Consider the following 23,048-nt stretch of genomic DNA (forward strand, 5'->3'; position numbering starts at 1 on the left):
TGGCGCGTCGCGTCCGCGCGCAACCCGGCCCATCCCGGAAAGCCCGCGAGGATCGCGCATGCAGTCCGCCAACATCGCCTACATGCCGCGGCTGGACCACCTGCGGTTCTATGCGGCGTTCATCGTGCTGCTCTACCACTTCTTCCACCCGATGCTGGCGCAGCAGGACAACCCGCTGCTGCTGGTGGTGCGCGAGGGCTATGGCGGCGTCGCGCTCTTCATGGTGCTCACCGGTTTCATCCTGACCAGCATCTGCCTGGGGCGGGAGGTGCAGTACCGCGCCTTCCTGATGAACCGCCTGCTGCGGATCTATCCGCTCTATATCGTGGCGGTCTGCATCGCGGCCTTCGCCTTCGGGCGCCAGGTGGACGCGCTGTCCTTCGTGGCGCTCGCCACCTTCCTCGGCAATCTGAGCGATGTGAAGCTGCCGCACTTCCCGCATCTCTGGACCATCATGGTCGAGTTCCAGTTCTACCTGCTCTTCCCCCTGCTGATGATCTTCGTGCGGCGGGCGGGGCTGGGGTATCTGGCGGGGGTCCTGGCGCTGTTCCTCTCGGTCCGCCTGCTGGTCTTCTTCCTGGACGGCACGGTTCAGGACGCGTCCTACTGGACGCTGCTCGGCCGGCTCGACCAGTTCGTGCTGGGCATGCTGCTCGCGGTGCTGCACCGGCAGCGGCCCCGGCTGCTGGCCAACCCCGCCTGGATGGCCGTCGCGCTGCTGACCTTGCAGGGCTGGCTGATGGCCTTCGTCTGGTGGTCGGGCGGCTATTTCGGCGAGGGCACCCCCCACAGCCCCAGCATCGCCTGGGCCTTCAGCCCCCTGCTGGAAGGCGCGGCCTATGGCTTCGTCCTGCTGGCCTACCTGCATTTCCGCTGGCCCCTGCCGGCCAGCGAGGCCATGCAGCGCCTCGGCGCCCAGGCCAGCGCCGCCTTCGCCTGGCTCGGCACCATCAGCTACTCGATCTATGTCTGGCACTTCCCCTTCGCCATGCTCCATCACCGCATGATGGAGAATGGTTGGACCATGCCCCTCCTGGGCGGCGTCTGGTACCTGGAGTTCCTGCTGGTGCTGCTGCCGGCCATCATCGCCGTCAGCGCCCTGTCCTATTACGTGATCGAGCGGCCCTTCCTGGCCATGCGGGTGAAGTACTTGGCGGGCGCCGTCAGCCCGCTGCCCGTCACGGCGCCGGCGCGCCATGCGGCTTACTCCCCGGCGCGGGGTGGTCTATCCTCCGCAAGGCCTTGAACTGACGGAGTCCGGACCTGTGGGCCGGGACCTGACGCCAGGGTTCCCGCCCCGCCACCAACTTCCCGGACCCCATGGCCTCCTTCGCCGCTGAACTTCCCATCCGGACGGACAGGCTGGTGCTGCGCCCGCTGGAGCCTGCGGACGCGCCCGATGTGACGCGGCTGGTCAATGACTATTCGGTGGCAGGCAACCTCTCCCGCGTGCCCTTCCCCTACCGCGATGGCCTCGCCCTGGAATGGATCGCCGCCACCCGCACGCAGATCGAGGCGGGCAGCGGGTGTCACCTCGCCATCACGCAAGGCGGCGCGCTGGTGGGCTGCGTGGGGCTGACCTTGCGCCAAAATGGCCCGGCGGAGCTGGGCTATTGGGTCGGTCGCAAGTTCTGGCGCCAGGGCATCGCGCGGGAGGCCGCCTCGGCGCTGTGCGCGTGGGGCGAGCGGGTGCTGGGCCTCACGGAAGTCGAGGCCAGCGCGCTGACGGACAACGAAGCCTCCCACGCCGTGCTGCGCGCCATCGGCTTCGAGCCGGCGGGGCAGGGGGCGGAACCCTTCCTCTCGCGCAACCGCAACATGCCGGTGGTCTTCTTCCGCCGCCGCGCCGCGGCAGCGGCCAAGGATGTCGCGCAGCCCGCGGCCAAGCCTATCCTGCTGGTGGTCGCCTGCGCGCTGGTGGATGTGGAGGGCCGCGTGCTGCTGGCCCAGCGGCCCGAGGGGAAATCCATGGCCGGCCTCTGGGAGTTCCCCGGCGGCAAGCTGGTCGAGGGGGAGACGCCCGAGGCCGCCCTGATCCGCGAATTGCGCGAGGAGCTGGGCATCGAGACGCGCGAGGCCTGCCTCTCGCCGCTCTTCTTCGCCAGCCACGCCTACGAAAAATTCCATTTGCTGATGCCGCTCTATGTCTGCCGCAAATGGGAGGGGCGCGTGACCCCGCACGAGGGCCAGGCGCTGGCCTGGGTGCGCCCGCAGAAGCTGGCGGACTACCCCATGCCGCCCGCCGACATTCCCCTCGTCGCCCTGCTGCGGGACTTCCTGTAGGAGAGACCCATGCCCAACCCCACCGCCTGCCTGCTCATCATCGGCAATGAGGTGCTCTCCGGCCGCACCCGAGACGCCAACCTGCAATTCCTGGCGACGCGCCTGGGCGAAATGGGCATCCTGCTGCGCGAGGTCCGCGTCATTCCCGACGTGCCCGAGACCATCGTGGCCACGGTGAACGAGGTCCGCGCCAAGTTCGACCATGTCTTCACCACCGGCGGCATCGGCCCCACCCATGACGACATCACCAGCGAATGCGTGGCGGCGGCCTTCGGCGTGCCCTGGGTGGTCCATGAGGAAACCCGGGCCCTGATGGCCGAGGACTATGCGCACCGCGACCCGCCGGTGGAGTTCAACGCCGCGCGCCTTCGCATGGCGACCCTGCCGCAGGGCGCCACCCCCATTCGCTGCGCCATGACCACCGCACCCGGCTTCACCATGGGCAATGTGCATGTGATGGCGGGCGTGCCGCGCATCATGCAGTCCATGTTCGAGGCGCTGGCGCCCTCGCTGGGCGGGGGCGTGCCGGTGATCTCGGCCACGGTGCATGCGCTGGGCGTCTATGAGGGCAACATCGCGGAAGCCCTGGCCGCCGTGCAGGCGCGCTTCCCCGCGCTGGATGTGGGCAGCTATCCCTTCTATCGCAGCCATGGCCCGCAGGGCTTCACGGGCGGCGGCGTTGCGCTGGTGGCCAAGGGCGTCTCGCCCGCCGAGGTCGAGGCCGCCGCCGCCGCCATCACCGAGATGCTGGGATCCATGGGCGCCACCCCCATCCAGGGCGAGCCGCCGCCCGCCTGATGTCCCGCGCCCAGCACAACCGCCTCGTCCTGACCTTCGCGCTGGCGGGCTTCGCCTCGGCGGTGGCCACCCGCATCACGGACCCGCTGGTGGCCGTGCTGGCCTTCGACTTCGCCGAGGACCCGGCGCGCGTCGCGCTGCTGGCCACCGCCTTCGCCCTGCCCTTCGCTTTGGTGCAGCCCGTGCTGGGCCCGGTGGCCGATGCGCTGGGCAAGCAACGCGTCATCATCTTCGCGCTCGCCTTCCAGGCGGTGTTCCTGGCGGCTTCGGCGCTCGCGCCCACCCTGCTCTTCCTGATGGTGATGCGGGTGCTGACCGGGGGCGCCGGCGGCGGCATCTTCCCCGTGACGCTGGCGCTCTTCGGCGACCGCGTGCCCATGGCGGAGCGCCAGGTGGCGATCAGCCGCTTCCTCGCCTGCGCCATCGCGGGGCAGATGGCCGGCGGCGTGCTGGCGGGGCTGCTGGAACCCGTCCTGGGCTGGCGCGGGCTGATGCTGCTGACGGCGTTGCTGGCGGCCGGTGCCGTCATCCCCCTCTGGCGCGACCGTGTGCCGGAACCGCGCGGGCGCCTCAGCCTGCACGAGGCCCTGGCCCGCTACCGTTCGCTGCTGGCCAACCCCGCCGCCCGCGCTTTGTTCTGGGCCGTGGGCATCGAGGGCATGCTGGTCTTCGGTGCCTTCCCCTATTTCGCCAACCATCTGCTGGAAAACGGCATGGGCGGCACGCGGGAGGCCGGGTTCACGCTCGCCGCCTTCGGCTGCGGCGGCTTCCTCTACACGGCGCTGGCGCCCTGGCTGGTGCGGCGCCTCGGCCCCTCGCGGATGATGATGCTGGGCGGCGCATTGGCCGCGCTGGGCACGCTGTGTTTCGCGGGCGCGCGGGTGGACTGGGCCTTCATCGGCGGCGGGCTGCTGCTCGGCACCGGCTTCTTCATGCTGCACAACTCCTTGCAGACCCGCGTGACCGAGATCGCCCCCCAGGCGCGGGGCTCGGCCACGGCGCTGCACGCCTTCCACTTCTTCATCGGCCAGGCGGCCGGGCCGCCGCTGATGGGCCTTGCCCGCGCGACCGTCGGCCTGGAGGCCGGACTGGTTGTGGCCGCGATCGGCCTGGTGGTGCTGGGCTTCCTGATCGGGCGGCGGCGATGAGGCGCTTCCCGTGGTGGTCCCTGGCCTTCCCGGCCATCGGCCTAGCGGAGCTGCTGGTGACGGGGCTGGTGCCCATGCCGCTGGTGGCCGTGACGCTGATCGGCGTCATCTTCGCCGCCGTCCGCCATGCCGAGACGGTGGCGCAGCGCCTGGGCAATCTGCTGGGCGCGCTGGTGCTGGCCGTCTCCATCACCGTGATCGAGGCGGGGCTGATCGTCTCCATGATGCTGGGCGGCGCGGAACCCACGGTCGCGCGGGATTCCATCTTCGCCGCGCTGATGATCGCGCTGAACGGCGTGCTGGGGTTGAGCCTGCTGCTGGGCGGGCGCCGCTGGTTCGAGCAGAGCTTCCGCACCTCCGCCTGCAACGCCTTCCTGGCGGTGCTGATTCCGCTGGCGGTGCTGACGCTGGTGCTGCCCAGCCACACCATCAGCGCGGCGGGGCCGGTCTATTCGCCGCCGCAGCTGCTCTTCGTGGCGGTGGTGTCGCTGAGCCTCTACGTCGCCTTCCTCTATGTGCAGCTGGTGCGGCACCGGGCGGAATTCGTGGCGGACCATGACATCGCGGCCGGCGCGAACGGGCCCGGCGCGATGGCGGCGCTGGTGGCGGGCGGGCTTTTGCTGCTGTCGCTGGTCTGCGTGGTGCTGCTGGCCAAGGCGCTGGCGCCGGTGCTGGAGGCGGGGGTGCGGGCGGCGGATCTGCCGCTCTCGCTGGTCGGTGTCGCCATCGCGCTGCTGGTGCTGATGCCCGAGGGGCTGACGGCGCTGCGCGCGGCCGCCCGCAACAACCTCCAGGCCGCGCTGAACCTGACGCTGGGCTCGGTCCTGGCCTGCGTGGGGCTGACCATCCCGGCCGTGGCCGTGGTGGCGCTGGCCACGGGCCAGCCGCTGCATCTGGGGCTGGACGCGGCGATGACCGTGCTGCTGGCCACGACCTTCCTGATGCTGGCCATCACCCTCAACACCGGGCGGACCACGGTGCTGGAGGGCATGGTCCATCTCAGCATCTTCGCGGCCTTCGTGATGTTCTCCTTCCTGCCGTAAGCGCGGGCAGCGCCGCCCTTGCCTGCCGGTTTCGCGGGCGCGCGGCTTGTCGAAGGCTTGGATGCCGCCCCTCGCCGCCTTGCTTTCGCCTTCGAAGCGGATCATATCCGCGGGGCCTGCATATCGCGTGCGGGAGAGAATCGCCGGGGCCCCGTGCCCTGGTGGTCGCCGAAGGCGCAACCGGCCCCCGGAAACGCTCAGGCAAAAGGGCCGCGCGCGACAGGGCACTCTGGAAAGCCCGGCACCCCGCAAGGGGCCGGCACCGACGGAGTAAGGCACCGGGCTTCCACCCCCGGCGCTGAATCTCTCAGGTTTTCCGACAGAGGGGGGTCACGATCGCAACCGCCGCGGATGCGGCAGGGGGATACGTGGCCGATTCCGATACGCTTCTCGAAACGCCTCTGGCCGCGCTCCACAAGGAGCTGGGCGTGCGCATGGTGCCCTTCGCGGGCTATTCCATGCCCGTGCAATACCCGGCCGGCATCATGGCCGAGCACCTGCATTGCCGCAGCGCCGCCGCCCTGTTCGACGTGAGCCACATGGGCCAGGCGGAACTGGTGGGCGAGGGCGCGGCCGCCGCGCTGGAACAGCTCACCCCCGCCGATGTCCAGGCGCTGAAGCCCGGCCGCCAGCGCTATGGCCTGCTGCTGAACGAGGCGGGCGGCATCGTGGACGATTTCATGGTGGCCAATCTCGGCGACCGGCTCTTCCTCGTGGTGAATGCCAGCCGCAAGCAGGTGGATTTGCCGCTGATCGAAAGCGTGCTGCCTTCCGGCGTGAAGCTCCGCCCCCTGCCGGACCGCGCCTTGCTGGCGCTGCAAGGGCCGGCCGTGGCGTCGCTGGTGCCGACGGACCTCACTTTCATGGGCATCGCGCCCATCACCATCGCGGGGATCGAGGTGATCGCCTCGCGGTCCGGCTACACGGGCGAGGACGGGCTGGAAATTTCCGTCCCCGCCGAGCAGGCCGAGGCGCTGGCGCGCGCCCTGCTGGCCATGCCGGGCGTGATGCCCGCCGGCCTCGGCGCGCGGGATTCCCTGCGGCTGGAGGCGGGCCTCTGCCTCTACGGCAACGACCTGGACGAGACGACCACGCCCGTCGAGGCGAACCTCGTCTGGTCCATGGGCAAGCGCCGCCGCATGGCCTGGGATTTCCGCGGCGCCGAGCGCGTGCGCGAACAGCTCGACAATGGCGCGCCCCGGCTGCGGGTGGGCCTGCGCCCGGAGGGCCGCCAGCCCGCGCGCGCGCACACGCAAATCCGCGCGGGTGGCGAGGTGGTGGGCGAAATCACCTCCGGCGGCTTCGGCCCCTCGGTCGGCGCCCCCGTCGCCATGGGCTATGTCGCCCGCCCGCATGCCGCTGACGGCACCGCCCTTGACCTCATCGTGCGCGACAAGGCGTTGCCCGCCCGCGTCGCGCCCATGCCTTTCCAACCCCATCGCTACGCCCGCTGAAGGACGCACCGCCATGACCGAGCTGAAATTCACCAAGGACCATGAGTGGCTGCGGATGGAGGGCCAGGTGGCCGTCATCGGCATCACCGACCACGCGCAGACCGCGCTGGGCGATGTGGTGTTCGTGGACCTGCCCGAGGTCGGCCGCGAGGTCACGGCCGGCGAGGCCATCGCCGTGGTGGAGAGCGTGAAGGCCGCCTCCGACGTCTATGCCCCTATCACCGGCCGCGTGGTGGAGGTGAACGAGGCGCTGACCGACGACCCCTCCAAGGTGAATGCGGAACCGACCGGCGCCGGCTGGTTCTTCAAGATCGAGGCCAGCGGCGCCCTGCCGGATGATCTGCTGGACGCCGACGCCTACAACGCCTTCGTGGACAGCCTCGCATGAGCACGCTCGACGAATTGCGCGCCCTGGAGGACCAGGGCGAATTCATCCGCCGCCACATCGGCCCCACCGAGGCCGAGATCCAGCAGATGCTGGAGGTGGTCGGCTGCACCAGCCTCGAGCAGATGGTGGGCCGCACCGTCCCCGCCGGCATCCGCGGCGTGGACTTTTCCGCGCTGCCGGCCCCGGTGAACGAGGCCGCGGCCATCGCGGAGCTGCGCGCGCTGAGCGAGCGCAACATCCGCAAGCGGTCCCTGATCGGCATGGGCTATCACGGTACGCACACGCCGCCGGTGATCTTGCGGAACATCCTGGAAAACCCGGGCTGGTACACCGCCTACACGCCCTACCAGGCGGAAATCGCCCAGGGGCGGCTGGAGGCGCTGGTCAACTTCCAGACCATGATCTGCGACCTGACGGGCCTGCCCGTGGCCGGCGCCTCGCTGCTCGACGAGGCGACGGCGGCGGCCGAGGCGGTCACGCTCGCCCACTCCGCCCACAAAGGGAAGGGCGATGTGCTGGTGGTGGCCGAGGATTGCCACCCGCAGACCATCGCCGTGCTGCGCGTGCGCGCGGAACCTGTCGGCATCAAGCTGGTCCTGGCCGCGCCCGCCAAGCTGGCCGAGGTGATCGCCGCCCAAAAGCCCTTCGCCGTCGTCACGCAATATCCCGGCACGACCGGCGCGCTGCGTGACATCGCCCCCGAAATCCAGGCCGCGCATGAGGCCGGCGCGCTCGCCATCGTCGCCGCCGATCTGCTGGCGCTGACGCTGGTGACGCCGCCGGGCGAGATGGGCGCCGATATCGTCGTCGGTTCCTCCCAGCGCTTCGGCGTGCCGCTCGGTTATGGCGGGCCGCATGCGGGCTTCATCGCGGTGAAGGATGCGCTGAAGCGCAGCCTGCCGGGCCGGCTGGTCGGCGTCTCGGTGGATGCGGCCGGCGCGCCGGCCATGCGCCTCGCTTTGCAAACGCGCGAGCAGCATATCCGCCGCGAGAAGGCCACCTCCAACATCTGCACCGCCCAGGTGCTGCTGGCGGTCATGGCCTCGATGTATGCCGTCTGGCACGGGCCGGAGGGGCTGAAGCGCATCGCCCGCCGCGTGGCGCTCCAGGCCCGCATGCTGGCCGGTGCGGCGCGCGAGGGCGGCTTCACGCTGCGCCATGACGCCTTCTTCGACACCATCGTGGTGGAGACGGGCGCGCGCACCGAGGCGCTGATGGAGGCCGCGCTGACCGCCGGCTTCAACCTGCGCCGCGTGGGCACGGACGCCGTGGCCGTGGCGCTGGACGAGACGGTGACGCGCGCCGAACTCGCCACGCTCGCCAAGCTGCTGGGCGGCGTGGAACTGGGCGCCACCGCGGGCGGCATTCCCTCTGGCCTGCACCGCGCCAGCGCCTTCCTCACGGCCGAGGTGTTCAACACCCACCACGCCGAGCACGCCATGCTGCGCTACATGAAGCGGCTGGAGGACAAGGACGTGGCGCTGAACCGCTCCATGATCCCGCTCGGCTCCTGCACCATGAAGCTGAACGCGACGGCGGAGATGATCCCCGTCACCTTCCCGGGCTTCGCGGACATCCATCCCTTCGCGCCGGTGGACCAGGCGCGCGGCTACCTGGCCATGATCCGGCAGCTTGAGGCCTGGCTGTGCGGCGTGACCGGCTTCGCGGCCGTGTCGCTCCAGCCCAATGCGGGCAGCCAGGGCGAATATGCGGGGCTGCTCGCCATCCGCGCCTATCACCAGGCGCGGGGCGAGGGGCACCGGAACATCTGCCTCATTCCCTCCAGCGCGCATGGCACCAACCCCGCCAGCGCGGTGATGGCGGGCATGAAGGTGGTGGTGACCGCCTGCGACCGCGACGGCAACGTGGACCTGGACGACCTGCGCGCGAAGGCGGCCCAGCACGGGCCGAACCTGGCCGCGCTGATGGTGACCTACCCCTCCACCCATGGCGTGTATGAGGAGCGGATCCGCGAAATCTGCGCCGTCATCCACGACCAGGGCGGGCAGGTCTACATGGATGGCGCCAACATGAACGCGCAGGTGGGGCTGACCTCACCGGCGGCCATCGGCGCCGATGTGTGCCATTTGAACCTGCACAAGACCTTCTGCATCCCGCATGGCGGCGGCGGGCCCGGCGTGGGGCCGATCGGCGTCGCGGCGCACCTGGCGCCCCACCTGCCCAACCACCCGCTGGTGGCCGAGGCCGGCCCCGCCACGGGCTTCGGCCCGGTCAGCGCCGCGCCCTTCGGCAGCGCCGCCATCCTGCCCATCAGCTACGCCTATATCCGCATGATGGGCGGCGAGGGGCTGACGCGCGCGACCGAGGTCGCCATCCTCAACGCCAACTACATGGCGGCCCGGCTGCGCGACCACTTCCCCATCCTCTACCGTGGCGGGCAGGGCATGGTGGCGCATGAGTGCATCCTGGACTGCCGCGGCTTCCAGCAGGGCGGCGGCGTGATGGTCGAGGACATCGCCAAGCGCCTCCAGGATTACGGCTTCCACGCCCCCACCATGTCCTGGCCCGTGTCGGGCACGCTGATGGTGGAGCCGACGGAGAGCGAGACCAAGGCGGAACTGGACCGCTTCATCGAGGCCATGATCGCCATCCGCGCCGAAATCCGCGCGGTGGAGCAGGGCCGGATGGACCGGGCCGACAACCCGCTGAAGAACGCCCCCCACACGGCGGCGGAGGTGATGGCCACCAGCTGGACCCACCCCTACTCGCGCGAACAGGCCGCCTTCCCGCTGCCCTGGGTGCGCGCCGCCAAGTACTGGCCGCCGGTGAAGCGGGTGGACAATGTCTATGGCGACCGCAACCTGGTCTGCACCTGCGCGCCGCTGGAGGAATATGCCGCCACGGTGACGCTCCAGGCGGCGGAGTAGCAAGTGGGGGCGGGAGGCGCTATCTCCTGCCCCATGCGCTACATCTCCACCCGAGGCGAAGCCGCCCCCCGCGGCTTCGAGGATGTCCTGCTCGCCGGCCTGGCCGAGGATGGCGGGCTGTTCGTGCCCGAGACCTGGCCGACGCCGACGCCGGCCGAATGGCACGCCCTGCGCGGCCTGCCCTTCGCGGAGCTGTCGGCCCGCATCCTCCATCGCTTCACGGGCGATGCGCTGGGCTTCGACGAACTGCACGCCCTGACGCGCGACGCCTATGCCAGCTTCCGCCACCCGGCCGTGGTGCCGCTGGTGCAGCTGGGTCCCCGCGACTTCGCGCTGGAGCTGTTCCACGGCCCGACGCTCGCCTTCAAGGATGTGGCGCTGCAATTGCTGGGCCGCCTCTTCGACCATGTGCTGGCGAAGCGCGGCGAGCGCATCACCATCGTGGGCGCCACCAGCGGCGACACGGGATCGGCCGCCATCGAGGCCTGCCGCGACCGCGCCTCGGTGGACATCGTCATCCTCCACCCCGAGGGCCGCACCAGCGAGGTGCAGCGCCGGCAGATGACGACCGTCATGTCCCCCAACGTGGCGAACCTCGCCATCCAGGGGTCGTTCGACGATTGCCAGGACATGGTGAAGGCCATGTTCGTGGACGCGCCCTTCCGCACCGAGATGCGGCTGGCGGCGGTGAATTCCATCAACTGGGCGCGCATCGCGGCGCAGATTCCCTATTACGTCGCATCGGCACTCGCGCTTGGCGCGCCGGAGCGCGAGGTGGCCGTCTCCGTCCCCACCGGCAATTTCGGCAATGTGCTGGCGGCCTGGGCGGCGAAGCGCATGGGCCTGCCCATCAGCCACTTCATCGTGGCGTCCAACCGCAACGACATCCTCACGCGCTTCCTCACGGCCAATGACATGTCGGCGCGGCCGGTGGAGCCCTCGCTCTCGCCCTCGATGGACATCCAGGTCAGCTCCAATTTCGAGCGCCTGCTGTTCGAGCTGCTGGGCCGCGACCCGCGCGCCACCGCCCGCATGATGCAGGATTTCCGCGCCACTGGCCGCATGCCCGTGCCCGACGCCGCCTGGCGCCAGGCCAGCGCCGCCTTCACCGGCTTCGCGCTGTCGGACGAGGACACGCTGGCCGAAATCCGCCACTGGCACGCGGCGGCGGACTATCTGGCGGACCCGCACACGGCCATCGGCCTCGCCGCCGCCCGCGCCCATGCGCCGGCGGATGCCTCCATCCCCGTCATTACCGCCGCCACAGCGCATCCCGCGAAGTTCCCCGACGCGGTGCAGCAGGCCACGGGCTTCCGCCCGCCCTTGCCGCCGGCGCTCGCTGATCTCTATGACCGGCCGGAGCGTTTCTCGGTGCTGCCCAATGACCTCGCCGCCGCCCAGGGCTTCGTGCGCGCGCACGCCCTCCGCAACGCGGCGTGAAGGACCACATACACCCCATGTCCGAATCCCTCCGCCTCACCACCCTGCCTTCGGGCCTCGTCGTCGTCACCGACCACATGCCGCGCGTCGAGACCGTCTCCATCGGCGCCTATGTCCATGCCGGCACGCGGCATGAGAGCGCGCCGGAGAACGGCGCCTCCCACTTCCTCGAACACATGGCCTTCAAGGGCACGGCGCGCCGCGACGCGGCCGCCATCGCGCGCGAGATCGAGAATGTCGGCGGCCACATCAACGCCTACACGGCGCGCGAGCAGACCGCCTATTACTGCAAGGTGCTGAAGGAAGATCTGGGCCTCGCCGCCGACATCATTGGCGACATCCTCTGCCACTCCACCCTGACGCCCGAGGAGCTGGAGCGCGAACGCGGCGTCATCCTGCAGGAGATCGGCCAGGCGAACGACACGCCGGACGACATCATCTTCGACCATTTCCAGCACGCCTGCTTCCCCGAGCAGCCCATGGGCCGGCCCACGCTCGGCACCGAGCAGACCATCGAGACCATGAAGCGCGAGGCACTGACCGGCTACATGGCGCGCCACTACGGCCCGTCGCGCACCGTGGTGGCCGCGGCCGGCGCCGTCTCGCACGAGGCGGTGCTGGAACTGGTGCAGGCGCATTTCGCGGACCTGCCCCAGGTGGCGCCCCCGACCCCCGAGGCCGCGCGCTACCTGGGCGGCGAATTCCGCGAGGAGCGCGACCTCGACCAGGTGCACCTGGTGCTGGGCTTCCCCTCCGCCCACTACACGGACCGCGACCACTACCCGGTGCTGCTGCTCTCCACCCTGCTGGGCGGCGGCATGTCCTCGCGCCTGTTCCAGGAAATCCGGGAGCGGCGGGGGCTCGTCTATTCCATCTACTCCTTCGCGCACCCCTACCAGGACAGCGGCATCTTCGCCCTCTACGCCGGCACGGGCGAGGAGCAGGCGGCGGAACTGGTGCCCGTGGCCGTCGAGGAACTCCGCCGCGTCCAGCTCGACGTGACGCAGGAGGAGCTGGACCGCGCCAAGGCGCAGCTTCGCGCCTCGCTGCTCATGTCGCTGGAATCCACCGGCAGCCGCTGCGAGCAGATCGCGCGGCACATCCAGATCCATGGCCGCGTCATCCCCATCGAGGAAACCAAGGCCCGCATCGCCGCCGTGACGGTCGAGGACATCCAGCGCGCCGCGCACCGCCTCTTCCGCGCGCGGCCCACACTGGCGACCATGGGCCCCATCGGCCGCGTGCCGGGGCTGGCCCAGATCGCGGAGAAGCTGGCGGCATGAACAGCCAGGACCTGTTGGGCGCGCTGCTCGACGCCGCGAAGCGCGCGGGCGCCGACCAGGCCGATGCGCTGCTGGTGCGCTCGGCCTCGCTGGCCGTGCAGCGGCGCCTGGGCGAGATCGAGCAGCTGGAGCGCAGCGAGGGCGTGGACCTCGGGCTGCGCGTCTTCGTGGGCCAGCGCGTCGCCATCGTCAGCGCCACCGAGGCACGCCCTGGAGGTTTCGCCGCCCTGGCCGAACGCGCCGTCGCCATGGCGCGGATCGTGCCCGAGGACCGCTTCGCGCAAATCCTGGACGCGCCGGCCCCCAGCATGGCCGCGCTCGACCTCGATGACGGCGAGGCGCCCGAGGCCGAGGCGCTGCTGGCCCGCGCCGCGCTCGCCGAGGAAGCGGCGCTCGCCGTGAAGGGCGTGACCAACAGCGAGGGTGCCTCCGCCGGCTGGTCGCGCGGCACGCGCAGCCTCGCCACCTCGCGCGGCTTCTTCGGTGAGTATGGGCGCGGTTCGCACAGCGTCTCCGCCACCGCCCTGGCCGGCGAGGGCACCGGCATGCAGCGCGACTATGACTATGCCAGCGCCGTCTACCTCTCCGAACTGGAGGACGCCGCCGCCATCGGCCGCCGTGCCGGCGAACAGGCGGTGGCGCGGCTGAACCCCACGCGGCCCAAATCCGCCGTGCTGCCGGTGGTCTATCACCCGCGCGTCGCGTCCTCGCTGCTGGGGCATCTGGTGGGCGCGATCAATGGCGCCTCCATCGCGCGCGGCACCTCCTTCCTGAAGGATGCCATGGGCACGCAGATCCTGCCGCGCGGGATGAACGTGGTGGATGACCCGCTGCGCCCGCGCGGCCCCCGCTCCCGCCCCTTCGACGGCGAGGGCCAGGCGGGCCAGCGCCGCGCCCTGGTCGAGGATGGCGTGCTCACCACCTGGCTGCTGGACAGCCGGAGTGCCGCGCAGCTCGGCCTCGCCTCCACCGGCCATGCGGCGCGCGGCACGGGCGGGCCGCCCTCGCCCTCGCCCACCAATCTCTGGCTGGAGGCGGGCCACCTCTCGCCCGCCGCGCTGACGGCGGACATCAAGCTGGGTCTCTACGTCACCGAGCTCATCGGCATGGGGGTGAATGGCCTGACGGGCGATTACTCGCGCGGGGCCGCCGGCTTCATGATCCGCGACGGGCAACTGGCCGAGCCGGTGGGCGAGATCACCATCGCGGGCAAGCTGCCTGAGATGTTCCGCGCGCTCACCGCCGCCGATGACCTGGAATTCAAGCGCGGCACCGATGCGCCGACGCTGCGCGTGGATGGGATGACGCTGGCGGGGGCGTAAACGCGCGCCTACCCCTTCCGCGCCACCAGCAGACGATACCGCACGAAGCCCTCCGTCTGGAGGGTTTCCAGCATGATCCCGCCGATCTCCGCCTCCGCGCGCACGCCGAAGCCCAGCGCGCGCCGCAGCCGCGGGCGCCAGGCCTTCAGCTCACGCAGGCGGGGTTCCGCCTGGTCCCTGCTGCGCACCCGCAGCAGCGGCGAGAGGTCGCGCTCTTCCACCAGCGTCAGCCCCGCCTCCTCCATGGCCCGCACCCAGCCCGCGCGTGTGGGCGCCACCGGGCAGCGCCAGTAGCGGCGGAACAGGGCGAAGCGGCGCGCGGCCTCGGGCGGCATGGCCTCCTCCGGCATGTCGTCCACCATGACCAGGTGCCCGCCCGGCGCCAGCACCGAGGCCAGCACGGCGATGGTCGCCGCGGGTGCCGCGGAATGGATCAGGCTCTCGATGCCGATGATCAGGTCGAAGGGCCCGGGCGGCGGCATGTCATAGGATTGCACGCGGATGCGCGCCTGGTCGGCCAGCCCCGCCGCCGCCAGGGCCGCACCGCCGCGCTGGCGCTGCGCCTCGGACAGGGTCAGCCCCGTCCAGTCCCCGCCCAGGCGCGGTGCCAGGTCCAGCATGGTCGCGCCATAGCCGCAGCCGGCATCGAGCACGCGCGGCGCCTCGGGCAGCGCCACCCCCTCCAGCATCAACCGGTGCAGCACATAGGGCGAGGGCGCACCGCCGTCCGGGTCGGTCAGGGCGCGGTGGATGGGGTGGGCGGCCTCGCCCTCCGCGCGGCGCTCCTCGAAGAAGGACAGCCCGTCCAACCAACGATAGTAACGGGCAACCCTGCGGGCCTGGCGTGTGGCAAGCGATGACATCGCAAGGTGAGATGGGGTGTCACGCGGCCTTTCCGAGGGGGGTGGCCCGCAACGCCGCCGCCAAGATCCGCAAATCCCGGGCGGCGGGGCTGGCCGGGTGGCGCGTCAGCAGCGGGGCCTGGGCGCGGATGGCGGCCGGCACCTTGGCGTCGCGCCGCACATGGCCCAGCAGCTTCACCCCCTGGCCCAGGAAATGCCGGCAGGCCTGGTCCAGCGCGCCATGCACCCGCGCGGCCTGGGCCGGGCCCTGCACCATGTTGGCGACCAGCGCGGCCTGGCCCCCGCCATCCGTCCGGTGCAGTTTCAGCACGGCATAGGCGTCGGTCAGGGAGGTGGGTTCCTCGGTGACGACGACCAGCAAAAGGTCCGCCGCGGCGGCCAGGCGGCGCTGCGCGAGGGAGAGGCCGGCGCCGAGGTCCAGCACCACCTCCTCCACTGGCAGGGCGCGCAGCAGGGCCACCATGCGGTCCAGCCCCTCGGCCCCCAGCGAAGCCAGCCCCGCGGCGCCCGACCGGCCCGGCAGCAGGGCGAAGCCGGCGGGGTGCGGCGTCAGCGCCTGTTCCGCCGTGCAGGCGCCGGTCAGCACATGGCCGAGGTCCCGCGCCGGCGTCACGCCCAGCTGCACATCCACATTGGCGAGCCCGAGATCGCCATCCACCAGCGCCGTGCGCGCACCCCCCTCCGCCAGCGCCTGGGCGAGGCCGATGGCGAGGCAGGTCTTCCCCACACCCCCCTTGCCGGAGGCGATGACCGTCAGTCGCGTCATGGCGCGCACTCCAGGGGTGTGCCGGGGGCGGCGCTGAGGCGCGCGGCCAGCCATTCGGCGGAAAGAGGGTGCAGGCCGCGCGCCACCTGCGGGCCGATGCCGGCCTCGGTCAGCGCCAGGCCCGCGGCGGCGGCGGCCAGCACGCCGCCCAGGCGCCGCGCGCTGTCGAGGCGCGTGGCGATCATGTGCCGCGCGCCCAGCAGGTGGAAGGCGCGGGCCAGGTCGGCGCTTTCCTCGGCGTCCAGCCCGCCGGGCAGCACCAGCACGGGCGTCGCGCCCGCGGCCTCGATGAGGCGGTGCAGGCGTTCGGCCTGGGAAGCGTCGAAGGGGTCGCAGCCGAAGCCGTCCAGGAAGGCGGGCTGGCCGGGTTCGCGCCGCTGCACGGATTTGGCCAGCACCTCGGGCTGGGCGGCGACGGCCAGCGTCAACCGCAGCAGCCGCGTGAAGGCGGCGAGCTGTTCCACGGCACCCGCCCGCGCGCCATCGGCCGTCACCACCAGCGGGGTCTGCCCGGCCATGGTGGCGCGCGCGGCGAGCTTCGCGCAGGTCAGCGTCTTGCCCGCGCCGGGCGGGCCCACTAGCAGCAGCGGCCGCTCCAGCGGTAGCGGCGCGAAGGCGAGATGCGCGGCCAGCGCCGGCGCCAGCCGCCCCTGGCCCAGCCGCATGGCCAGCGGCGCGGGCAGGTTGTGCCGCGCGAGCGCGGGTGGAAGGTCCAGCGGCGCGGCCGCGCCCTCGGGCGGGATCAGCAGCGGTTCCGCCACGTCGAGCGCGGCCGTCACCTCCACCCCCCCGCCCACGCGCCGGGTGTCGAGGATGATGGCCTCCTCCCCCAGCGCGTCACGCGCGGCGGCCAGCGCCAGCGAGGCATTGCGGCCATGGAAGACGCGCAGCTGCATGGATCAGATGCTGGCCAGGGCGCGCACGCGGATGCGCGGGTGCAGTTCGGCCTGGGCGAGCACCGTGGTGCTGGGGCGGATGCGCTCCACGATCGCGCGCAGATGCGCCCGCAGCGCGCCCGAGCACAGCAGCACCGGCGCCTCCTCCTGCGCCGCCTGGGCGTCCAGCACGTCGCGCAGGCGGGTGATGAATTGCTGGAGCTTCGCGGGTTCCATGGCGAGCTGCCTATCCTCGGGCGGGCCGGTCAGGGCTTCGGTGAAGGCCACCTCCCATTCGGGCGAGAGCGTCACCAGGCCCACATAGCCCTGCGGCCCGCGCGCCGCCTCGGACAATTGCCGCGCCAGGCGCATGCGCACCACGGCCTGGATGTGCGGCAGGGCGCGCAGGTTCGCCGCCACCGCCTCCTGCAGCCCTTCCAGGATGGTGGGCAGGTCGCGGATGGAGACGCGCTCGGCCAGCAGGGCTTGCAGCAGGCGTTGCAGCGTGCCGACGCTGGCCTGCGCCGGGATGAGGTCCTGCACCAGCTTCTGCTGTTCGCGCGGCAGTTCCTCCAGCAGCTTCTGCGTCTCGGCGTAGGAGAGCAGTTCGCTCATGTTCTCGCGCACCACCTCGGTCAGGTGGGTGGCGAGCACGCCCGCGCAGTCCACCACGGTGCAGCCGCGGGCCAAGGCCTCCTCGCGCAGCCGTTCCTCGATCCAGAGGGCGGGCAGGCCGAAGGCGGGTTCCTGCGTGCGCTCGCCCGGCAGGTCCGGCATGTTGCCGGAGGGATCAATGGCGAGGTTCATGGGCGGGCGCAGGCTGCCGCGCGCGGCCTCGATCTCCTTCACGCGGATCACGTAGGAATCGGCGGGCAGTTCGAGGTTGTCCTGGATGCGCACGCTAGGCAGCACGAAGCCCATCTCCTGCGCGATGGAACGGCGCAGCCCGCGGATCTGCTCCGACAGGCGCGGCGCATCGCCGGCTGCGAGGGAGAGCAGCCCATAGCCCAGCTCCAGCCGCAGCAGGTCCATCCGCAGCGCATCGGCCACGGGCGGCTCGGCATTGGCGGCCGGCGCTTCCTCCGGCGGCGGCGCGGGCGCGGCGGGTTGGCGCCGCTGGTACCACGCGGCCCCGCCCGTCAGCCCCGCCAGCGCCAGGAAGGGCAGCAGCGGCATGCCCGGCACCAGGCCCAGGACGAGCGAGCTGCCCGAAGCGACGGCCAGCGGCTTCCAGGTGCCCAGCTCCTTCGCCATCAGCGCATCGGCCTGGCCTTCGCGCGCGGCCTTGGTCACGACGATGGCGGCCCCGACCGAGACGAGCAGCGCGGGAATCTGCCCCACCAGCCCATCGCCCACCGTCAGGATGGAATAGGTCTGCACCGCCTCCATGAAGGGCATGCCGTGGCGGCCGATGCCGATGGCCAGCCCGCCCAGCAGGTTGATGAAGACCGAGACGATGGCGACGATGGCGTCGCCCTTCACGAATTTCGCGGCGCCGTCCATGGAGCCGTTGAAGCTGCTCTCCTCCTCCAGGTCGCGGCGGCGGCGCTTGGCTTCGGCCTCATCGATCGTGCCGGCCGAGAGGTCGGCGTCAATCGCCATCTGCTTGCCGGGCATGGCGTCCAGGTGGAAGCGGGCGGACACCTCCGCGATGCGCCCCGCGCCCTTCGCCACCACCGTCTGGTTCACCAGCAGCAGGATGGCGAAGATGATGAGGCCCACCAGCACATCGCCGCCCATGAGCGACTGGCCGAAGACCGCGATGATGTTGCCCGCCGCCTGCGGCCCCTCATGCCCGTTGGCCAGGATGGCGCGGGTGGTGGCCACGTTCAGCCCCAGCCGGAACAGCGTGGTGATGAGCAGGATCTGCGGGAAGGACTGGAACTCCAGCGGCTTCGTCAGCAGCAGCGCCACCATCAGCACCAGCACCGAGATGGTGATGTTCAAGGCCAGCGCCGCGTCCAGCAGGAAGGCCGGCAGCGGGATGACGAGGATGCTGAGCACCAGCGCCACCGCCAGGACCAGCGCCACCTCCGAGGAGAGGCGCAGCCCGGTGAGCCAGGGCGGGAGGGGAAGCGCCTTCACGCGACCTTCCAGCTATCCGGCATCTGGCCCGGGGCGGGCGGCACGGGCAGGCCCTGGCCGCGATATTCGGCCAGCTTGTTGCGCAGCGTGCGGATGGAAATGCCCAGGATTTCCGCGGCCCGCGTGCGGTTGCCGAGGCACCTTCCCAGGGTTTCGAGAATGAGGTCACGCTCCACCTCGTCCATCCGCCGGCCGACGAGTGCCGCGATGGGCTCGGCGGGGTTCACGGCGGAGGGCGCGTGGGCGGTGGCCGTCGCGGGCGCCACCTCCGGCGGCGGTGCCATGAGCTCGATGGCGTCGGGCGTGATCTCGGGGCCATGGGCCAGCAGCACGGCGCGGTGCAGCGTGTTCTCCAGCTCCCGCACATTGCCCGGCCAGGAATGCGCGAGCAGCCGCGCGGCCGCGGGCGGCGCGAGCGGCCGGCGCGGCAGCCCGTTCGCGTCCGCGTAGCGCAGCGCGAAATGCTCGGCCAGCGGCAGGATGTCGCCGGGGCGGGCGCGCAGCGGCGGAATGTGCAGCGCCACCACGTTCAGGCGGAAATACAGATCCTCGCGGAAGCGGCCGGCGCGTACCTCGGCCGGCAGGTCGCGGTTGGTGGCGGCCAGGATGCGGACATCCACGCGGATGGGGCCGGTGCCGCCCAGCCGGTCCACCTCGCGCTCCTGGATCACGCGGAGAAGCTTGGCCTGCAGGCGCAGGTCCATCTCGCCGATCTCGTCCAGCAGCAGCGTGCCGCCCTCGGCCTGTTCGAAGCGGCCGCGGCGGGCGGCGACGGCGCCGCTGAAGGCGCCCTTCTCATGGCCGAAGAGTTCGCTCTCCAGCAGGGTCTCGGGCAGGGCGGCGCAGTTCAGCGCCACGAAGGGGCCGCGGTTGCGGCGCGAATGCGTGTGGATGTGCCGCGCCAGCACCTCCTTGCCCGTGCCGCTCTCACCGGTCACCAGCACGGAGGCCTCGGCGCGCGCCAATTGCTCCGCGCGCGCCATCAGCGCCGCCATGGCGGGGTCGCGGAAGACGGGCGCGTCCGGGCCTTCCGCCACGGCCTGGAGCATGGCCGCGATCAGGTCCGCATCGGGCGGCAGGGGCAGGAATTCGCGGGCGCCGGCGCGGATGGCGCGCAGCACCGCATCGGCATCCGCGTTGCGGCCGCAGGCGATGACGGGGGTGGCGATGCGCTCCTCCGTCAGGCGTTCCAGCAGCCAGGGCAGGTCATGCGTCACATCGGCCAGCACCAGGTCGGCGCCGGTGCCGCGCAGCTGCGCCAGCGCGCCCGTGACGCCCTCGGCCTGCACCAGCGCCGCGCCGCGGGCCGAGGCCAGCCGCGCCGCCTGGCCCAGTTCGCCCGAGAGCGAGCCGAGGATGAGCAGCCGCGTCACAGCCCGCGATCCGCCTTGACGATTTCCGTCATGGTCACGCCCAGGCGGTTGTCCTCCACCATCACCACCTCGCCGCGCGCGACCAGGCGGTTGTTCACGTAGATGTCCACCGCCTCACCGAGCTTGCGGTCCAGCTCCACCACCGCGCCGCGGCCCAGCTTCAGCAGCTGCGACACCTGCATGGTAGCCCGCCCCAGCACGGCGCTGACCTGCACGGGGATGTCATAGACGGCCTCCAGCTCGCGCGGGGTGGCGGGGATGGTGGGGTCCGAGGGCAGGGCGCTGCCCGGTGGCGCGGGCTCGAAGGGGGGCTCGTTGCCGCCCTCGGCCTCATTCGACGAACTGGTCATTCTTGCCCTCCGAAAGCTGGATCTGGCCTTGCGCCGCGAGGTCCTTCGCGGCGGCGACGACGGCGGCCTGCGCCTCGTCCACATCCTTCAGCCGCACGGGGCCGAGGGCCGCGATGTCGTCGCGCAGCAGCTTGGCCGCGCGCTCGGTCATGTTGCGGAAGAACATCTCCCGCATCTCCTCGCCGGCGCCCTTCAGCGCCAGCGTCAGCCGGTCCTTCTCGACGCCGCGCAGCAGCGTCTGCAGGCCCTGGTTGTCCAGGCGCTTGAGGTCCTCGAAGGTGAACATCAGGCTGCGGATGCGTTCGGCCGCCTCGCGGTTGCGCTCCTCCAGCGCGGCCAGGATGCGGCCCTCGGCCTGGCGGTCCAGGCCGTTGAAGATCTCGGCCATCATCTCGTGCGGGTCGCGGCGCTGGGTGCGCGCCAGGTTCGACATGAACTCCATCTTCAGCGTGCGCTCCACGCCCTCCAGCGCCTCCTTCTGGACGTTTTCCATGCGGAGCATGCGCATGACGACCTCCATGGCGAAGCCGTCGGGCAGCATGGACAGCACGCGCGCGGCGTGGTCGGGCTTCACCTTGCTCAGCACCACCGCCACCGTCTGCGGGTATTCGTTCTTCAGATAGTTCGCGAGCACCGTCTCGTTCACGTTGCCCAGCTTGTCCCACATGGTGCGGCCCGCGGGGCCGCGGATCTCCTCCATGATCTGGTTCACGCGTTCCTGCGGCATGGTCTTCAGCAGCAGGCGTTCCGTGGTCTCGAAGGAGCCGATGATCTGCCCCGCCTGGCCGAGCTGGCCCGAGAACTCCTCGCACACCGCCTCGACCATGGAGGCCGAGACGCTGCCCAGCTGGGCCATGGCGTGCGACAGGTCGCGGATCTCGTCTTCCTGCATGCGGGAGAACATCTGGGCCGAGAGTTCCTCGCCCAGCGTCAGCATCAGGATGGCAGCCTTTTGGGGGCCGCGCAGGCGCACAAGGGTTTCGCTCATTGGTCGTCATCCGGGGTGAGCCAGCGGCGCAGCACCACCAGCGTCTCGTCGGGGTGCTTCTCCACCAGGTTGATCACGCGGGTGATGGAGGAGGCGCGCATCTGCCCCTGCACCTGCGCCAGGTTCACCATGCCATCCTCTCCCGCTTCCATGCCCGCCGGCAGCAGCCCGGCATTCTCCTGTCCCGGCAGGCCCGGCACGCCGCCGCCGCCCGGCAGCGCCGCCGCGCCCGGCTGGCCGCCCGCCAGCGCCGCCGGCGGCGCCAGCGTCAGCGCCAGGCGCCGCGCCACCGGCCGCGCCACCAGCAGCAGCGCCAGCAGCGCCAGCACGCCGATCACGGCCGTCTCGATCAGGCGCGTGACCATGGCGCCCGTGATCTCGATGCCGAAGGGATGCTGCGGCGGCGCCTGCACCTCGGCCTCCGCGAAGCGCATGGAGACGACCTCCACGCGGTCGCCGCGCTGCTCGTTGAAGCCCACCGCGCTGCGGACCAGCGTGGCGATGCGCGCGAGTTCCGCCTCGCTGCGCTCCCGCCACTGGGTGCCGCCGCCCTCGCGCGGCTCCATCACGCCATCCACCAGCACGCCCACCGAGAGGCGGCGCATCACCGGCTGTTCGCGCAGCACGTTGCGGATGGTGCGGCCGATCTCGAAGTTCGTCGTCTCTTCCTGCCGGCTTTCCTGCGTGCCGCCACCGCCTGCCCCCGGGTCCGCGCCGGGCAGGTTGTTGCCCACGGTGACGTTGGCGGGTTCGGTGGTGCGGTTGTTCTCGGTGACGGATTGCTGGCTGCGCGGCACCTGGTTCTCGGGGTCGAAGCGTTCCTCGCGCGTTTCCACGCGGTCGCTGTCCATCTCGATGGCGGCCTCGGCGCGCACGCGGCCCGGGCCCAGCACGCGCTCCAGCATCTCCTCGACGGCCCGGGCCAGCCGCGCCTCCTGCCCCCGCCGCAACTCATCGGCGGTGGCGACGCCCGCCACCCCGCCCAGCGCCTGGCCGGCGCGCGCCAGCAGCTCGCCGCGGCTGTCCACGATGGAGACGCTGGCCGGGCGCAACCCCGGCACCGCCGCCACCACCAGGTGCAGGACGGCCTGCACGCCCTCGCGGTCCAGCCGCTGCGAGCCCTGCATGGTCAGCAGCACGGACGCCTGTGCTTCTGCGCGTTCGCGCGAGAAGGCCTCGCGCCGCGGCAGCACCAGGTGCACCCGCGCGCCGCGCACGCCGTGCAGCGCGCGGATGGAGCGGGCCAATTCGCCCTCCAGCGCGCGCAGCCGGTTCATCTCCTGCTGGAAGGGCGTGGTGGTCAGCCCCTCGCCACGGTCGAAGAGTTCATTGCCGATGGACCCGCCCGCCGGCAGCCCCTCGCGCGCGAGGTTCAGGCGGAGGCGCGGCACATCCTCCACCGGCACCAGGATCTGCGTGCCGCCGGCGGCGAGGCGATAGGGCGTGCGGCTGCGTTCCAGCGCGGCCACGACGGCGCCCGCATCGCGCGCCTCCAGATCGCCATAGAGCAGCGCCATGGGCGGCGTGCCCGAGCGCAGCAGCAGGAAGCCGAGCCCGCCCAGCGTCAGCACCGCCAGCCCCGCCAGCGCGGCGAGGCGCAGACGGCCCAGCGCCTTGATCTGCTCGATCAGCGCCTGCATGGCGGCATCCCCTGGTGGGAGCAAAGACAGAATAGGGAAGGCTGGTCCCGCAACACCTGAT

Annotated in this window: 19 protein-coding genes and 2 riboswitches; of the genes, 11 read left to right on the forward strand and 8 right to left on the reverse strand. The window is 71.6% G+C overall.

Going from position 1 to position 23,048, the window contains the following annotated elements:
* The first annotated feature begins 58 nt into the window (after positions 1–58).
* From JTN19_RS03570 to JTN19_RS03620, 11 genes are all read left to right on the forward strand, one after another.
* Positions 59–1,246, forward strand: a complete 1,188-nt coding sequence (locus tag JTN19_RS03570) for an acyltransferase family protein (RefSeq protein ID WP_206930537.1) — start codon at positions 59–61, stop codon at positions 1,244–1,246.
* Between the two features lie 74 nt (positions 1,247–1,320).
* A complete protein-coding gene (locus JTN19_RS20320) occupies positions 1,321–2,283 on the forward strand; it encodes a bifunctional GNAT family N-acetyltransferase/(deoxy)nucleoside triphosphate pyrophosphohydrolase (protein WP_206930538.1) in 963 nt (320 codons plus the stop codon).
* A gap of 9 nt (positions 2,284–2,292) precedes the next feature.
* The gene (locus JTN19_RS03580; protein WP_206930539.1) at positions 2,293–3,081 is read left to right on the forward strand and encodes a competence/damage-inducible protein A; all 789 of its coding nucleotides are present in this window, start codon (positions 2,293–2,295) and stop codon (positions 3,079–3,081) included.
* Complete coding sequence (locus tag JTN19_RS03585) at positions 3,081–4,229, forward strand: MFS transporter (protein WP_206930540.1); 1,149 nt, start codon at positions 3,081–3,083, stop codon at positions 4,227–4,229. The genes JTN19_RS03580 and JTN19_RS03585 overlap by 1 nt, the downstream gene beginning before the upstream one ends.
* The gene (locus JTN19_RS03590; protein WP_206930541.1) at positions 4,226–5,272 is read left to right on the forward strand and encodes a calcium:proton antiporter; all 1,047 of its coding nucleotides are present in this window, start codon (positions 4,226–4,228) and stop codon (positions 5,270–5,272) included. Before JTN19_RS03585 ends, JTN19_RS03590 begins: the two co-directional genes overlap by 4 nt.
* A 120-nt stretch (positions 5,273–5,392) precedes the next feature.
* Positions 5,393–5,495, forward strand: a riboswitch (glycine riboswitch).
* A riboswitch (glycine riboswitch) is annotated at positions 5,496–5,605 on the forward strand.
* Between the two features lie 35 nt (positions 5,606–5,640).
* Entirely contained in the window at positions 5,641–6,726 is a 1,086-nt protein-coding gene (gcvT, locus tag JTN19_RS03595; protein WP_206930542.1) for a glycine cleavage system aminomethyltransferase GcvT, read from the forward strand.
* A 13-nt stretch (positions 6,727–6,739) separates the two neighbouring features.
* On the forward strand, positions 6,740–7,114 hold the full coding sequence (gene gcvH / locus JTN19_RS03600) for a glycine cleavage system protein GcvH (protein WP_184381775.1): 375 nt from the start codon (positions 6,740–6,742) through the stop codon (positions 7,112–7,114).
* Positions 7,111–10,002, forward strand: coding sequence for an aminomethyl-transferring glycine dehydrogenase (gene gcvP, locus JTN19_RS03605; protein WP_206930543.1), 2,892 nt, complete (start codon positions 7,111–7,113; stop codon positions 10,000–10,002). Before gcvH ends, gcvP begins: the two co-directional genes overlap by 4 nt.
* A gap of 33 nt (positions 10,003–10,035) precedes the next feature.
* Positions 10,036–11,442, forward strand: coding sequence for a threonine synthase (gene thrC, locus JTN19_RS03610; RefSeq protein WP_206930544.1), 1,407 nt, complete (start codon positions 10,036–10,038; stop codon positions 11,440–11,442).
* Between the two features lie 17 nt (positions 11,443–11,459).
* Positions 11,460–12,725: a M16 family metallopeptidase gene (locus JTN19_RS03615; RefSeq protein WP_206930545.1), complete on the forward strand. Its 1,266-nt coding sequence runs from the start codon at positions 11,460–11,462 to the stop codon at positions 12,723–12,725.
* Positions 12,722–14,047, forward strand: a complete 1,326-nt coding sequence (locus JTN19_RS03620; protein WP_206930546.1) for a TldD/PmbA family protein — start codon at positions 12,722–12,724, stop codon at positions 14,045–14,047. The genes JTN19_RS03615 and JTN19_RS03620 overlap by 4 nt, the downstream gene beginning before the upstream one ends.
* Positions 14,048–14,055: 8 nt before the next feature.
* On the opposite strand, the gene JTN19_RS03625 is transcribed toward JTN19_RS03620, so the two are convergent.
* The 8 genes from JTN19_RS03625 to fliF form a co-directional block, all read right to left on the reverse strand.
* A complete protein-coding gene (locus JTN19_RS03625; RefSeq protein WP_206930547.1) occupies positions 14,056–14,856 on the reverse strand; it encodes an SAM-dependent methyltransferase in 801 nt (266 codons plus the stop codon).
* A 73-nt stretch (positions 14,857–14,929) separates the two neighbouring features.
* Positions 14,930–15,676: a nucleotide-binding protein gene (locus JTN19_RS03630; protein ID WP_242530821.1), complete on the reverse strand. Its 747-nt coding sequence runs from the start codon at positions 15,674–15,676 to the stop codon at positions 14,930–14,932.
* On the reverse strand, positions 15,673–16,572 hold the full coding sequence (locus JTN19_RS03635) for a P-loop NTPase family protein (protein ID WP_206930549.1): 900 nt from the start codon (positions 16,570–16,572) through the stop codon (positions 15,673–15,675). The genes JTN19_RS03630 and JTN19_RS03635 overlap by 4 nt, the downstream gene beginning before the upstream one ends.
* A gap of 3 nt (positions 16,573–16,575) precedes the next feature.
* Positions 16,576–18,636 (reverse strand): flagellar biosynthesis protein FlhA, encoded by a 2,061-nt coding sequence (gene flhA / locus JTN19_RS03640; protein ID WP_206930550.1) that lies wholly within the window; start codon positions 18,634–18,636, stop codon positions 16,576–16,578.
* Positions 18,633–20,009, reverse strand: a complete 1,377-nt coding sequence (locus JTN19_RS03645) for a sigma 54-interacting transcriptional regulator (protein WP_206930551.1) — start codon at positions 20,007–20,009, stop codon at positions 18,633–18,635. Before JTN19_RS03645 ends, flhA begins: the two co-directional genes overlap by 4 nt.
* Positions 20,006–20,359: a flagellar motor switch protein FliN gene (gene fliN, locus JTN19_RS03650; RefSeq protein WP_242530822.1), complete on the reverse strand. Its 354-nt coding sequence runs from the start codon at positions 20,357–20,359 to the stop codon at positions 20,006–20,008. The genes JTN19_RS03645 and fliN overlap by 4 nt, the downstream gene beginning before the upstream one ends.
* A complete protein-coding gene (gene fliG / locus JTN19_RS03655; protein ID WP_206930552.1) occupies positions 20,340–21,347 on the reverse strand; it encodes a flagellar motor switch protein FliG in 1,008 nt (335 codons plus the stop codon). Before fliG ends, fliN begins: the two co-directional genes overlap by 20 nt.
* Positions 21,344–22,987, reverse strand: a complete 1,644-nt coding sequence (fliF, locus tag JTN19_RS03660) for a flagellar basal-body MS-ring/collar protein FliF (protein ID WP_206930553.1) — start codon at positions 22,985–22,987, stop codon at positions 21,344–21,346. The genes fliG and fliF overlap by 4 nt, the downstream gene beginning before the upstream one ends.
* Positions 22,988–23,048: the final 61 nt, after the last annotated feature.

The sequence above is a fragment of the Roseococcus thiosulfatophilus genome, from assembly GCF_017311575.1.
GTDB lineage: Bacteria > Pseudomonadota > Alphaproteobacteria > Acetobacterales > Acetobacteraceae > Roseococcus > Roseococcus thiosulfatophilus.